This window comes from Chitinimonas arctica, from assembly GCF_007431345.1.
GTDB lineage: Bacteria > Pseudomonadota > Gammaproteobacteria > Burkholderiales > Chitinimonadaceae > Chitinimonas > Chitinimonas arctica.
In genome coordinates this window covers 4791971-4805436 of sequence record NZ_CP041730.1, presented here as the reverse complement: position 1 = coordinate 4805436, position 13466 = coordinate 4791971, and the positions used below count along the sequence as shown (strand labels likewise).

The window sequence follows — 13466 nt, the reverse complement described above, 5'->3', positions numbered from 1 at the left end:
CCCCCGCTCGCCTCAAGACTTCAGCAAACGGTCGAATTTCTCCACCACCTTGCGCACCTTGGGCGCGACCACCGCTTCGCAATAGGGCTGGCGCGGGTTGGCGTCGAAGTAGCCCTGATGGTAGTCCTCGGCCGGCCAGAAGGTTTCGGCCGGCACCACTTCGGTTACCGGTGCGTCTGGATAGACCCGGTCGGCGGTCAGGCTGGCAATGGCCATCCGCGCCTGCCTTTCCTGCTCCGGCGTATGGAAGAAGATGGCCGAGCGATATTGGGTCCCCACATCGTTGCCCTGACGGTTGAGCGTGGTGGGGTCGTGGATGGCGAAGAATACTGCCAGCAGGTCGCCATAGGTAATCCGTACCGGGTTGAAATAGACCTGCACCACCTCGGCATGGCCGGTGGTACCGGTACAGATCTGCTTGTAGCTGGGTTGCTCCACCTGCCCGCCCATATAGCCGGACACGACCTTTTCCACGCCGGACAACTGCAGAAATACAGCCTCTAGACACCAAAAGCACCCGCCCGCCAATGTGGCGACATCCTGTGCGGAATCTTGCATATGATTTCCCCCCTCTTCGGTAGCTGTCGATTGGATCGGCTACGACACCAGATTGAAGCGCTTCACCAGCGCACCTGGCAAGCAAACACTTGCGCAAGCACGCGCGCCATAGCTTCCCGGATCTACCAGCATTTCCCGCTCCCGGGTCAATGCTTCCAGTTCGCTACCCAGCAGGCGATAAATGGTGTCGTCGAAACGCATCACCGCCAGGGGCGCCACGATCTTGCCCTGCTCCACCCAGAAGCAGGCGAAGCGGGTCATGCCGGTGATACGGCAAGCGCTTTGCTCGGAGAAGTTGAGATACCACAGATTGGCGATATACAGACCGGTGCCCAGCGCCGCCAGCACGTCGGCCTGCGCCAGTGTCCCCGCCGCCAGCTCAAGCGACCGGCCCGCCTCGTCGCCCTCGGCGGCGGTACCGGTGATACCGTATTCGCTGGCGCTACGCGGGCTGACCAGGCTGCCGGCATGACGGCCGGCCGTGATCAACTCGATACGGTCCGGCTTGATAAACCCTTCGGCCTGGAAGCCCGGCGTCATGCCGTTGGCGCAGTCCTCAGCCAGGTGTAGCAGCGGGGACAGGCTGGCCTCTCCCTCTACCAGCCGCACCAGTGGACTACGCTTGGCCCGCTGCTGCTTCTCCGAAAAGCCGTCCAGATTAAGCACTTGCAGCAGCTCCGCCACGGCGGCCGGCGTAAAGTAGGCGCGGTAGCTACCGGGCATCGGATGGCGGGGTGTTCGCGCCAGCAACGCCAGTTCGGCGCTGGCATGGGCGAATTCGGCCCGCAGGCGTTCGGCCGACCAGTCGGTGCCGGCGCTGCCGCGCTTGACCGCCTGGTTGCCCGGTCCATGCAGGCTCCAGTCGAAATTCCAGCTTGCCGCTTGGTGCCAGTTGGACTGGCCCAGGCTGTTGGCGAAGCCATGATAGATCGGACCGGCCGCCAGGATGCCGACCAGATCGCAGCCGGCGGCCGCCGTCACGATATCGTTCAGCATGTCCGCGGTGGGCGGTAGCGTGTCGGCCAGTACCCTTTCACTGTCGCGCGGGGTGCGATTGAGCAGTAGATAAGGATCGTCCGGCACGTCGCCCAGGGCACTACGCAAGTCGGCCACCACCTGGTCCAGCAAGGCAAAGTCGTCGTCCTTGCCACTCAGCGACAGGTTTTGGCTGACATGCTTATTGCCCAGCAGCAGCTTGAATTCCAGATAGACCTGCTCGACCCGGCCGGCCTGGCGCACCTTGCCGCCATTGAAGCGGACAAAGTCGCTCTGCTCGGCCACCAGCCACAGGGTGAACTCCTCGCTGCCTTCGAGCCGGGTCCGCAGATGATCGGCCAGGCGAAAAAAATGTTCTCGCATCAGCCCTCCCCGCCGAACACATCGACATCGGCAAACACACAGGCCGGCGAGGCATGTCCCACCCTGATGGCCTGGTTCGGCTCTCCCTTGCCGCAGTCCGCCGTCCCCATCACCTGCCGGGTGGACGCATCGCCGACCGCCTTGAGCGAGCGCCAGAAGGTGGCCGATGTACCGCGGTAGCCGGGATTCTTCACCACCGGCCCCAGTTTACCATTCTCTATCAAACGGCCGAATTCGCAGCCGAACTGGAATTTATTGCGGGTATCGTCAATGGACCACGATGCATTGGTATCCATCAACACGCCTCGTTCGATGCCCGCCACCATTTGCGCCAGGCTATGCCGGCCCGGCTCGATATTGAGATTGGCCATGCGGTCGATGGCGGGACGGTTCCAGCCGCACGCGCGGCTATTGGCCACGCCTTCCAGGGCGTAACCGGCAGCCCTCGCCCGCGCTTGCGAGATCGCGCCGCCCAAAGGCCTTCGCAGCACGCCATTTTCGATCAGCCAGACCTTGGCGGCGGGGCTGCCTTCGTCATCCCAGCCGTAGCTGGCGAATTCATTGCGCGGCCCGGGATCGTAGGTCACGTTCAGCAAGTGCGAGCCATATTGATAGTGACCGAACATATCCAGGCTGACGAAGCTGCTGCCGGCATAGTTGCGCTCGTCGCCGAGGATGCGATCCAGTTCCAGCGGATGGCCGATGCTCTCGTGGATCTGCAGCATCATTTGCTCGGGCATCAGCAGCAGATCGAATCGGCCGCTGGGACAGTTGGGCGCCGCCAGCAGGGCCAAGGCTTCGTCCGACACCCGCCGGCCGGCGCCGATCAGCCCCGCTTCGGCGACGATCTCCATGCCGCCCTGCCGGCAGATGCCGTCATGTACACCGCCCAGGCTGCGGGTCTGCGCCTCGCCATCGGCGAAGGCGGTGACCGACAGGCAGGGCAACAGCATCTGGAAATCCTGTTCGATGCTTCCCCCATCCAGCGTGATATAGCGCTGCCGCACCGTCAGCCGCGACAACTGCGCCGACCAATCGGCAATGCGCGCATCGCCGGCCTTGGCGGCCGCCGATTCGTCCAGCAGCAGATCGTAAAGCGCCTTGCGGTTCCAATCCAGGGGCTGCCCCACTCCCGGCCCCTGGTATTGTCCCTGGAGCCGTGGCATGTCGATCCGGCGGTAGTCGAACAGGGAATGTCCCGCGGAAGCTGCAGCCCAGGCGGTGGCATGCGCCAGTGCCGCGCGCAATCCCTCGGTCGAACAATCGGACGTGGCGGCATAGCCATAGCCGCCCTGGTGCAGCACGGTAATCATGGCGCCGCGATCGAGCCGGCGTCGCAAGGGTTCGGCCACGCCCTGCCGTACCGACAGGATTTCGGTCTCTTCCTCGACATAGCGCAAGGCGCAGAAATCCAGCCGCGGCTGCAGGGATTTGAAGCGCTGTTCCATGGTTTCCAACATAGGGAAGATCCCGGCCCGGGGCCAGCCACATGGCTGAATACCCGATCATACGAGCAGCCATTCAGCCCGTCATGACGCAGTGCGGCGTGGCGCGCGATTCCCCAGCCAGGCGCCCGCCAGAATCAGGCCCAGTGCAACCGCCGCCTGCCAGCCAAAATGTCCCCCGCCGAACAATGCCAGCAGGCTGGTGGACAACAGCGGAGTCAGGTAGGCGAGCGTGCCGATGGCACGTGTATCGCCGCGCTTGAGCGCCATATCCCAGCAGTAAAAGGCAGCGCCCATGGGCCCGGCGCCCAGGAGCGCCAGATAGCCCCACTCCGCGCCGCTCGGGGTATAAGCCGGTTCCAGCAAGGCATGGGCCAATAGCGACAGCAAACCGGATGCAAGGCAAAAACCGCCCACCGCGGCGGTGGGGAACGGCGCAACCCGCCGGGTAAGCAGCGAATAGCTGGACCACATCAGCGCAGCCACGGCGGCCAGCGCATAGCCCAGGCCGTGCTGGCCGGACAATGACAGCTCGCCCTTGCCGGCCACGATCAAAATGCAACCGCCCAGGCCCAAGGCGCCGCCCAGCACATGCCGGACACCCAAGCGCAGATCCGGCAGGAACAAGGGCGACAGCAGCACGATCAGCAGCGGCCATAGATAGTTGATCAGATTGGCTTCCAGCGCCGGGGCGTAGCGCAGGGCCAGAAACAGGCAGAAGTGATAGCCGAACAGACCATAGCAGCCAAGCAGCAGGGTCTTGCCCGGCACCCGCCAGTCACGCCAGCGCGGCAGGCCGACCAAGCCGCCCAGGCACAAGGCCAAGCCCACCAGCAGAAAAGGCGGCACGGCCGTCAGGCGTACCGACAACAAGGCCAGGGAACCCCATAGGGCGATGGCGGCGAGCGCATAACAGGTGGCTGGCTTCATGGGCGGGCAAGACAAGCGGATGGGCGGACGAGTGTAGGTAGCCCGTCAGGACTAGGCAAGGCGGCTTCCCCTGATTTTCGACAATGGCGTACCGGTTTACCGAAGGGCCCCGCCGACGGATGCATCTTGATCGATAGGTCTGCCGTCCATTCAATGCTGCGCGGCAGATCCGGTTTTTCCCGATACCGGATTGCCATTCGAGTCCCGAGGAGATGGAACATGCCGAGAGCCATAAATTTCAGTTTTCCCAATTTTTCGCTCTTCAACGACCGATCCAGCCGCGTGGTGGACCCCGAGCTGCATCATGTCATCCGCCGCCTGCGGGAAAACAGCGCCTGCCAGAACCATTGCGAGCTGTTCAGCACCCAGGGTGGCCGGATGATCGAGGACTGCGACGCCCAGGTGCTGGGCAACGCCGTGGCGAATCACGGCCACCTGACCAAACTCAGCCTGTATGGCGCGCAGTACGGCGACGAGGTATTGCGGGGGCTGGCCGAAGCCATCAGCCGGGAAGGCAGCAGAAGCAAGCTGGATACCCTCTGCATGGTTGATATGAACATCGGTACGAACGGCGCCCGCGCCTTGGCCACGCTGCTGCGCGCCTATAACGGCCTGCGTACGCTGTCGCTCACCGCATGCACGATAGCCGACGATGGCTGGCGTGAGCTTACCCACGCACTGGTGAACAATACCCAGCTCGACACACTGCTGCTGGATGGCGCCAAGCCCGGTACCGATGAGAAAGTAGACGTCCCGCTGCCTTGCAACGCCATGGAATGCCTGGCCGAAATATTCTTTCACAATAAGGGCCTGACCAGCCTGACCTTGCGGCAATGTGGGATTGGCCCCGTGGAAATGGCAAGGCTTGCCCGGCTCCTGGTGGAAAACCGCACGCTCGAGACGCTTAGCCTGGAGGGAAACAAGCTGGGCGACGATGGCGCACGTGCATTGGCCGCTGCCCTCGCCCCCCAGCCGGACGGCGGTGTGTCCGCGCTTAACGAGCTGAATCTGAGCCGATGCGGCATCGGCTGCGACGGCGCAATGAGTTTGGCCAGGCTGCTGGAGGGGGAATACGATACATCCCCAAAAGAACCAAGGCTGATTACCGAAGCCAATCTCACCCTGAACAAGCTGGACCTGGGCAAGAACGGGATCGGCGACGCCGGTGTCGAGGCCTTGTTCCGCGCGGCCTTGATAAATGGCCAAAAGACCCACAGCCTGCCCGCATTCATCAAACTTTGCGAACTTATCTTCGAGCGTGGCCTCCCAGGCGTCCCGATGCTGCCGGCGTTCAACAAACTCACCGTGGGCCTGACATTCCTGGATTTGCGCAATAACGACATCGGCCCGGGTGGCGCGATCAGCGTCCTGCACCTGCTGAAGGGCGCCTTGAGCATGAAGCAGGAACAGGCCGACGATGATGATGCCGAGGCGCTGTATGGATTTTTCACCCGCTGCCGTCTCGACAAGCAAATGGATCTCTTCGACTGCGAGGATGCCGCCCAGATCAACGAAATCCTCGCCCGCTCGGTCCCGCTCGGCAAAGCCTATGCCCCGATATTGATGCGGCTGGCCAGCAAATCAGCCGCCGCAGGGGAGTATCAAACCGCGCGGCGTCTATACAAGCAGGCCTACTACAGCGGCAACGATTGCGAGATGCATGAGTTCCACGGCAGCAGCGATACCTACCTCCAAGTCCGGCCCATCCTCGAATCGCTCCGCGAAAAACACCATAATGCCGCCCAGGCAGGCCGGCTTGCGGTGGCTCCCCAAAATAGGGCAATCCGTCACCGCCTGGGCAACTAGGCAAGCAAAAGCGCTGGGCAGGACGGGCCTGTCCCAGCGCTTTTCATGCCCTACATCATGCCCAGGTACGTCGGCAGCCAGGTCGAGATCACCGGCACATAGGTAATCAAGCCCAGGAAGCCCAGCATGGCGAGCAGCCACGGCCAGACCGCCACCGTCAGCTCCGTGATTCCCATGCGGGTAATGCCGGAAGCGACATAGAGATTCAGCCCCACCGGCGGATGGCACATGCCCACCTCCATATTGACCACGATAAGGATGCCGAAGTGGACCGGGTTGATGCCCAGCTTGATGGCCACCGGGAACAGGATAGGCGCGAAGATCAGCACGATGCTGGACGGTTCCATCACATTGCCGGCCAACAACAGCAGCACATTGACCGCCAGCAGGAAGGCTATCGGTCCCAGACCCATGCCCAACAGCCAATCAGCCATGGCTTGCGGAATATTCTCGTGGGTGATCAGGAAGGAGAACAGCACCGCATTGGTGATGATGTACAGCAGCATGGCGCTCATGCTGGCCGAGCCGACCAGTACGCGCGGCACATCGGACAGGCGCATATCGCGGTAGACGAATACCGCCACGACAAAAGCGTACACCGCGCTCATGGCAGCCGCTTCGGTGGGCGTGAACAGGCCGGTATAGATACCGCCCATCACCACCACGATCAGCAGCAGGCCCCAGGCGGCACGGCGAAATGCCGTCCAGCGCTCCAGCCAGGTGGCCTTGGGCATACGGGGGTAGTTATGCTTGCGGGCGCGCCACCAGGCGACCAGGCCCAGCAATACCGCCAGCATCAGGCCCGGTATCACACCGGCCATGAACAGGGCGCCGACCGAGGTATTGGTGGCTACCGAGTACATCACCATCACGATGGATGGCGGGATCAGGATGCCCAATGCGCCCGAGGTGGTGATCACTCCCGCGCCGAACTGCTTGGGGAAGCCCTGCTTGACCATGGCCGGCAGGATGATCGAGCCGATCGCCACCACGGTGGCCGGGCTGGAGCCCGAAACCGCTGCGAACAAGGCGCAGGCCATCACGCCCGCCAGGCCCAGTCCGCCATGCCAATGCCCCACCATGGCGGTGGCAAAGGCAATCATGCGGCGCGCCACCCCGCCATGGGTAAGGAAGTTACCGGCCAGGATAAAGAACGGGATCGCCATGATCTCGAACTTCTCGATGCCGGTGAACAGCTTCAGCGCCACCGATTCGATCGGCACCTGGGTCATGGTGAACAGGAAGGTCAAAACCGTCAGGCCCAGGGCGATGGAGATGGGCATGCCCGTCAGCATCAAGCCTATCAGGAGACAGAAAATCAACGCCTGCTTGCCCAGCAGCAAGCTGGCCGCCACCAGTACCGCCGCGATACCGATGGGCCATTTGATCGACAAGGGCTTGCCTTGAGGGATGCTTACGGTGCTCATGCCGGCACTCCTTCTTCTTCCAGGCCATCGACATGGCCATGATCATGGTGCGGCAGCTCGCCGGTACGCCAGAATTGCCAGCCCACCTGCAGAAAGCGGAAACACATCAGGTAGGAGCCACAAGGCACCGCCAGGTAAACCAGCCACATCGGCACTTCCAGGTCGGACGAGGTCTGGTCGGTATGGGCGATTTCCCAGACGAAGGTCGCACCCAGGGTGGCCACGATGCAGGTGAACAAGACGCCCGCGCCCAGGGCGATCAACACGAACATCTTGCGGTAGCGCTCTTCAAGCCGGTTGGCCAGCACATCGACGCCGACGTGGATACCGGTACGCACGCCGTAGGCCGCGCCGAATTTAGCCATCCAGACGAATAGGTAGATACACAATTCCTGCGCCCACGATAGGTTGAGCGACAGCAGCCAGTCCTGCACATGCGGTATGGAAAAGCCGGAAAAGTAGCGGTGCAGCACGGCGACGAAGATGATCAGCGTCGCGGCCGCCATCAGAGTGGCGATAAACCACTCCTCAAGATGATTGAGATACTTCATGGGGACTCCCGGAAAGAGGGACGAAATCAGCCCGCCGGGCACGGATTCGGCCAGGCAGGGAAAGACGGTTACGTGGGGCGGCCATCCGTGGGGTGGCCATCCGTGTGGCAGCCATCCGCGAAGCATCCAGGGTGGCCGGCGAGAGCCTGGCCACCCTGGATGTCAGTCTTACTGGACGTAACCGGTTTCCTTGTAGATCGCCTTGATCAGATCGCCACCGATCCGGTCGGCCATCTGGGCATGCACCGGCGCCATCGCCTTCTTCAACGCGGCGCGCTCGGCCGCCGTCAACACCACGATCTGGGTCTTGCCGGACTTCTTCACATTCTCCAGGTCGCCGGCGTTTTCGCTCTTGGCGATATCGTTGGCGTACTTGGTGGCATCCTGCATGGCGGTTTCCAGCTGGCTACGGACTGCGGGCGGGAGGCCGTCCCAGAAGTTCTTGTTGACGATCACGGCATAGCCCAGATAACCATGGTCGGACACGCTCAGGAACTTCTGTACCTCATGCATCTTCTGCGTATAGAAATTGGAAGCCGGGTTCTCGGCGCCGTCCACCACACCGGTCTGCAGACCCTGATAGACCTCGGAGAAGGCCATTTGCTGCGGGATGGCGCCCAGGGTGCGCATTTGCGCATCGAGCACCTTGGAGGATTGGATACGCATCTTCAGCCCACGAAAATCCGCCGGAGTACGCAATGGCTTGTTGGCGCTGAATTGCTTGAATCCGTTATCCCAGTAAGCCAGTCCGCGGATCCCCTTGCCTTCCAGCTTTTTCAGCAGCATGGCTCCTACCGGACCTTGGGTGACCTTATGCAGTTCTTCATAGTTGTCGAAGATAAACGGCAGGTCGAAAGCTTCGAATTCCTTGACGCCAAGGGGTCCGAACTTGGCCAGCGAAGGCGCCAGCATCTGGATGGCGCCCAGCTGCAATGCTTCCAGTTCTTCTTTGTCCTTATACAACTGGCTGTTCGGATAGACCTCGATCCGCACCGCGCCCTTGCTGCGCTCTTCCACCAACTTCTTGAAATACAAGGCAGCTTTACCCTTGGGCGTGTCATTGGCCACGACGTGGCTGAACTTGATCACGATGGGTTCCGCGGCCCAAGCGGTGCTGAAGGAAAGAGCGAGCGCAAAGGCTGCGCCAAACAGGGTACGGCGTTGCATGTTAAGGTCTCCTTGGTGTAATACGCGCATTCTTGGCCTAGCGGCAAGACTGCGACAATTGTGGCGGCCCGATTGTGGTTGACCACAGTGTGCCAAAGCAAGCACTGCTCTACGATTGAGCCATGTTTCCCCGTTCCCCCTCCTTCTCCGCCGCCGGCGGCCGCCAGCTTTGGTTGCTACCTCGTCTTGCCCTGGTCCTGTTCGTGGCCGCGGTGATAGGCTTGCTCGCCTATGTACGGATGAGCGAGCGCGAGGAAGCTCGCCTGGTGCTGGTCAGTGATGTGCTGTGGATGGAACAGAACCTGCGCTTTCAATTCGAACAGACCGAAGAACGGCTGGCCGCCATGCTGGAGTCGGCCCGGGACGGCGGCCTCGGCGAAGCCGATTTCCGCGCCCGCGCCCGCCTGATCGCGCAAGCGAATCCGGCGCTGGTCGGACTACATATAAGCGGTGCGGTTGAGCCGCTGGATTATGGCCAGGTGTTGGAGAGCAGCCAGATCGCCGATATGGTGCGGTTGAGCCGCGCCACCGGCCGTCCCGCCTATACCGATGTACTTGGCAACAACCTGTTGGCCGTAGCGATCAGCGATCAGGGGCGCGATCTGGTCGCGCTGATGGCGCTCCCCAAAATATTGAACCAGCAGGTGCCGTGGTGGTTCGCCAATAAATACCGGCTCACCGTGCTCGACGGGCAAGGACGGCAGATCGCCAGCAAGTCCGGCGTCAGTACCGATGATGAGGCGCTAAGCTATCAATTGCCCTTCGATCCGCCAGGGCGGGGCATGATATTGCGGATTACCGCCTATCGCACGCCGACCGGCACGGTGCAAAAAGGCCTGATCGCCGGGGTGGTGGTGCTGGCCGTCATGGTGCTGCTCAGCTGGCTGCGCCTGAATCGCCAAGTGCAAGGCCGGCTCAACGCCGAAGCGGCGCTGCGCGAAGAATATGCCTTCCGGACCGCCATGGAGGACTCGCTTTCCGTCGGCATGCGCGCCCGTGATCTGGATGGCCGCATTATCTATGTCAATGCCGCCTTCTGCCGCATGGTGGGCTACAGCGCCACCGAACTGATGGGTTCCATGCCACCCTATCCCTATTGGAATCCGGCCGATATCGCCGGCCACCAGGCGCAGAACGAAGCCGTGCTGGCAGGCCGGGCGCCGCAGGGCGGCTTCGAATCGACCGTGCGCCACCGCAATGGCCAGCTGGTGGCGACCCGCGTCTACACCACCCCCTTGATCGACGCCACCGGCCGCCAGCGCGGCTGGATGAGTTCGGTTGTGGACATCACCAGCCAGAAGGCGGCCGAGGCGCGCGAACACGAGCAGGAAGAGAAGCTGCGCCAGACCGGCCGGCTGATCGCCATGGGCGAGATGGCCTCCACCCTGGCACATGAATTGAACCAGCCCTTGATGGCCATGAGCAGCTACGCCAGTGCCGCCCGCAACTTCGCCGGCCGGGGCGAGCAGGATATGCTCGACTCCACCCTCAACAAGATCGCCGAACAGGCACAACGGGCCGCCGGGGTAGTGCGACGCATCCGCGAATTCGTCCGCAAGCATGCGCCGCATCGCGAAGAGTGCGACCTGAACGAAATCGCCCGCGACACCCTGGAATTGATCGACCCCGATGCCCGGGCCCGTGGCGTTCGGCTGGTTTGCGAATTGGCCCCGGACATGCCTATCATCGCCGCCGACCGGGTGCTCTTGGGGCAAGTGATGGTCAATCTATTGCGCAACGCCATCGATGCCTGTGCCGAGCAGGCGGCGGACCGGCGCGAAGTGGTGTTCAGTACCGGCTGCACGGCGGACCAGGTCGGCTTCAGCGTGGCGGATCGCGGTCACGGCATTCCCGCCGAGATCGTGGAACGGCTCTACGAAGCCTTTTTCACCACCAAGACCCTGGGCATGGGCATAGGTTTGAATATCTGCCGCTCCATCATTGAGCAACACCATGGCAAACTCCACCACCATGCCCGCCCCGACGGCGGCACTCAATTTCACGTAAGCCTGCCACGATGACACCGCTACCTATCTACCTGGTCGATGACGACGCCGCGGTCCGCGACGCCTTGGGACTGCTCTTGCTATCGCATGGCTACACCGTCAGAGCGTTCGAAAGCGGCGAGGCCTTCCTGGCCGCGCTGAACGGCGATGGGGTGGTGATCCTGGATGTGCGCATGCCGGGCCTGAGCGGCCTGGATGTGTTCGACCGCCTACGGGCTATCGATAGCGAACTGATCGTGCTGTTCCTGTCCGGCCATGGCGATATCCCCATGGCGGTCCAGGCAGTCAAGCAAGGCGCCTTCGACTTCCTGGAAAAGCCCTGCAGCGAACGGCAATTGCTGGACAAGATCGACGACGCCCTGGCCGTGGCCGACGCTCGCCGCCGCTCGCGGGGCGGCCAGCAGCAAGCGGACAAGCGCCTGGCCACCCTGTCGCCGCGCGAACGGGAAGTGATGCAGCTGGTATTGGCCGGCAAGCTGAACAAGCAGATAGGCGATGAACTGAATATCGCGGTACGTACCGTCGAAGTCCACCGCGCCAGCGTGTTCGCCAAGATGGGTGTGCGCTCGGCATTGGATCTGGCGCAGTTGTTGGCGGGTCGATCGGCGTGAAGCGTACCGATAAAGGCAGCATCAGGCTCGCCTGGCTATTCGGCGCCGCGATCATCGTCGCGGCATATGTCCTGTGCCTGGCCCTGAAGACATGGAACCTGCTCGGCAGCGCGGCGATGATATTTCTCATGGTGTCGCCCATACTGGGCGGCGCAGTCTCCGCTTACCTGGCCCCGGTGTCGCCCGCCAGAAAAATAGCGGTGGCGATCTCCATGGGCGGCGTGGCGGCAATTGCCGCCGGCGTGCTCAAGATCCTTTTCCTGTGGACCGACAGACATGTGAACGTGCCGAACGATTCCGGGGTGGTCGCGACGGTTTTGGGTACCTTGCTGTATGGCACGGTATTCGCCGCCATAGGCGGGGTGTTCGGGACTGTCCCAAAGGTACGGAAGCCCTCAAGAATGTGAGGGGTAGGCATTCCGTCAACTTACCCCCCGGCAAGCGCGGGAGAGATTGCGCCAAGCATGCGGGATGAAAAAAGTGTCGTCGATAATTTTAATTGTCATCATCGCATTGCCTCGCGCAAACAATTATTCTCCTTTCAATAATTCTTGAAATCGGCCGGGCAAGTAACCGTACCACCCCCTCTTGCAACAGGGGGTAAAACACATACGCCCGAATTACCCGGGTTAAGCTGCGCAATGTTGTCCCACATCTCGTCATTCCAGGCGAGCGAGCCTAAATTGTTGTTATTGATTTTGGGAAAAGACTCCCCGTAGGGGCTAGGCGCCCAAACCAGGGTATTGCCATTGTGAAAGACAGCAGGGTATCCGCGCTTGTCTGTTTCCAGATTGAAATAAAATGTTGACGGCTGGGCGCCGAACCTGCCATACCTGCAGCTGGAACTGTTTAGAAAATAATCCATGGCGCGCCGTTCATTTGCGTTCATCGTCATAAGAATTCTATAGCTGGCGTAGTAGCAGCTCTTTTTCACCCCCCCGTGCATCGTCGCGTTGAAGAGGATGGGAATTACCACCTGCGCCGGCCGGATGCGACCATTCTCCCAGGTTGCGGGCGGCACATGGATAGCGGCGAATTTACAGCCGAGGTCACCCTGGTCACGATGGCAATTGTAGGAGTAAGCACCTCTCCCCACGCTCCAGGTGGGCGTCCTGAAGTCGCGGTGATCTTCGCCCTCCGTAATTTCCTTACCGTCATCCGTCACAGGATTCCCAAGGTCCAAATCGAAAGAGGAGGCGGTATCGAAATTGAGGAACACGAACTTGGTCGACCATACCGGACTAAAATACCCCGCGAATGCGGGAGAAACCGTGCAAAGCATGCCAGACAACAAAAGCGCAACCGATAATTTTCTCTTCAACATAAAATTTCCTTAGCGAATAATTATTAACGGATAAGCCAAAGCCACCCACAAGGGATAAAGAAGCAGGAAACCCCCACCTATCAAATCGCGCTTACATAAAACAGCGCCGCTTTCGCACTTTACATACAGTCATTGCTACGCAGCCTATGGCCTGTGCCTGGCTCTGAATACTTGGGACCTTATGGGCCGACGGGAATCCAGGCTTACCCAACTATTCCGAAGCGATCGCGACGATATTGGGCGCCTTGTTTGTATGGCGTGGTCTTCGCTGCGGTAGGCGGG

General features: G+C 61.5%; 12 protein-coding genes. 4 read left to right on the top strand and 8 right to left on the bottom strand.

From position 1 onward, the window contains the following. Positions 1-12 precede the first annotated feature (12 nt). From msrA to FNU76_RS21835, 4 genes are all read right to left on the bottom strand, one after another. Positions 13-558 carry a peptide-methionine (S)-S-oxide reductase MsrA gene (msrA, locus tag FNU76_RS21850; protein WP_144280164.1) on the bottom strand — a complete coding sequence of 182 codons (546 nt, stop codon included), beginning with the start codon at positions 556-558 and terminating at the stop codon, positions 13-15. Between the two features lie 39 nt (positions 559-597). Beyond that, positions 598-1917: a metallopeptidase TldD-related protein gene (locus FNU76_RS21845; RefSeq protein WP_144280163.1), complete on the bottom strand. Its 1320-nt coding sequence runs from the start codon at positions 1915-1917 to the stop codon at positions 598-600. Further along, on the bottom strand, positions 1917-3377 hold the full coding sequence (locus tag FNU76_RS21840) for a TldD/PmbA family protein (RefSeq protein ID WP_144280162.1): 1461 nt from the start codon (positions 3375-3377) through the stop codon (positions 1917-1919). The genes FNU76_RS21845 and FNU76_RS21840 overlap by 1 nt, the downstream gene beginning before the upstream one ends. Positions 3378-3446: 69 nt before the next feature. After that, positions 3447-4292 carry a DMT family transporter gene (locus FNU76_RS21835; protein ID WP_144280161.1) on the bottom strand — a complete coding sequence of 282 codons (846 nt, stop codon included), beginning with the start codon at positions 4290-4292 and terminating at the stop codon, positions 3447-3449. 219 nt (positions 4293-4511) lie between these two features. Between FNU76_RS21835 and FNU76_RS21830 the strand changes: the two genes are divergently transcribed. Beyond that, positions 4512-6098: a leucine-rich repeat domain-containing protein gene (locus FNU76_RS21830; RefSeq protein ID WP_179958240.1), complete on the top strand. Its 1587-nt coding sequence runs from the start codon at positions 4512-4514 to the stop codon at positions 6096-6098. Between the two features lie 50 nt (positions 6099-6148). Here the strand turns inward: FNU76_RS21830 and FNU76_RS21825 are convergent, their stop codons facing one another. From FNU76_RS21825 to FNU76_RS21815, 3 genes are all read right to left on the bottom strand, one after another. Next, positions 6149-7525 (bottom strand): TRAP transporter large permease, encoded by a 1377-nt coding sequence (locus tag FNU76_RS21825; protein ID WP_144280159.1) that lies wholly within the window; start codon positions 7523-7525, stop codon positions 6149-6151. Continuing rightward, entirely contained in the window at positions 7522-8076 is a 555-nt protein-coding gene (locus FNU76_RS21820; protein ID WP_144280158.1) for a TRAP transporter small permease, read from the bottom strand. The genes FNU76_RS21825 and FNU76_RS21820 overlap by 4 nt, the downstream gene beginning before the upstream one ends. 168 nt (positions 8077-8244) lie before the next feature. Beyond that, positions 8245-9243, bottom strand: coding sequence for a TRAP transporter substrate-binding protein (locus tag FNU76_RS21815; RefSeq protein ID WP_144280157.1), 999 nt, complete (start codon positions 9241-9243; stop codon positions 8245-8247). Positions 9244-9365: 122 nt separating this feature from the next. Between FNU76_RS21815 and FNU76_RS21810 the strand changes: the two genes are divergently transcribed. From FNU76_RS21810 to FNU76_RS21800, 3 genes are read left to right on the top strand one after another with little or no spacing between them, the layout of a single operon-like run. Next, positions 9366-11264 (top strand): sensor histidine kinase, encoded by a 1899-nt coding sequence (locus FNU76_RS21810; protein ID WP_144280156.1) that lies wholly within the window; start codon positions 9366-9368, stop codon positions 11262-11264. Continuing rightward, positions 11261-11860, top strand: a complete 600-nt coding sequence (locus FNU76_RS21805; protein WP_144280155.1) for a response regulator transcription factor — start codon at positions 11261-11263, stop codon at positions 11858-11860. Before FNU76_RS21810 ends, FNU76_RS21805 begins: the two co-directional genes overlap by 4 nt. Beyond that, positions 11857-12267 carry a hypothetical protein gene (locus FNU76_RS21800; RefSeq protein ID WP_144280154.1) on the top strand — a complete coding sequence of 137 codons (411 nt, stop codon included), beginning with the start codon at positions 11857-11859 and terminating at the stop codon, positions 12265-12267. The genes FNU76_RS21805 and FNU76_RS21800 overlap by 4 nt, the downstream gene beginning before the upstream one ends. A gap of 134 nt (positions 12268-12401) precedes the next feature. Here FNU76_RS21800 and FNU76_RS21795 read toward each other — a convergent pair whose 3' ends face one another. After that, positions 12402-13184: a DUF4179 domain-containing protein gene (locus FNU76_RS21795; protein ID WP_144280153.1), complete on the bottom strand. Its 783-nt coding sequence runs from the start codon at positions 13182-13184 to the stop codon at positions 12402-12404. Positions 13185-13466 lie beyond the last annotated feature (282 nt).

Excerpts from the sequence above, each read along its gene's own strand:
- msrA (WP_144280164.1), bottom strand. The coding sequence starts at position 558 with ATGCAAGATTCCGCACAGGATGTCGCCACATTGGCGGGCGGGTGCTTT.
- FNU76_RS21845 (WP_144280163.1), bottom strand. The coding sequence starts at position 1,917 with ATGCGAGAACATTTTTTTCGCCTGGCCGATCATCTGCGGACCCGGCTC.
- FNU76_RS21840 (WP_144280162.1), bottom strand. The coding sequence starts at position 3,377 with ATGTTGGAAACCATGGAACAGCGCTTCAAATCCCTGCAGCCGCGGCTG.
- FNU76_RS21835 (WP_144280161.1), bottom strand. The coding sequence starts at position 4,292 with ATGAAGCCAGCCACCTGTTATGCGCTCGCCGCCATCGCCCTATGGGGT.
- FNU76_RS21830 (WP_179958240.1), top strand. The coding sequence starts at position 4,512 with ATGCCGAGAGCCATAAATTTCAGTTTTCCCAATTTTTCGCTCTTCAAC.
- FNU76_RS21825 (WP_144280159.1), bottom strand. The coding sequence starts at position 7,525 with ATGAGCACCGTAAGCATCCCTCAAGGCAAGCCCTTGTCGATCAAATGG.
- FNU76_RS21820 (WP_144280158.1), bottom strand. The coding sequence starts at position 8,076 with ATGAAGTATCTCAATCATCTTGAGGAGTGGTTTATCGCCACTCTGATG.
- FNU76_RS21815 (WP_144280157.1), bottom strand. The coding sequence starts at position 9,243 with ATGCAACGCCGTACCCTGTTTGGCGCAGCCTTTGCGCTCGCTCTTTCC.
- FNU76_RS21810 (WP_144280156.1), top strand. The coding sequence starts at position 9,366 with ATGTTTCCCCGTTCCCCCTCCTTCTCCGCCGCCGGCGGCCGCCAGCTT.
- FNU76_RS21805 (WP_144280155.1), top strand. The coding sequence starts at position 11,261 with ATGACACCGCTACCTATCTACCTGGTCGATGACGACGCCGCGGTCCGC.
- FNU76_RS21795 (WP_144280153.1), bottom strand. The coding sequence starts at position 13,184 with ATGTTGAAGAGAAAATTATCGGTTGCGCTTTTGTTGTCTGGCATGCTT.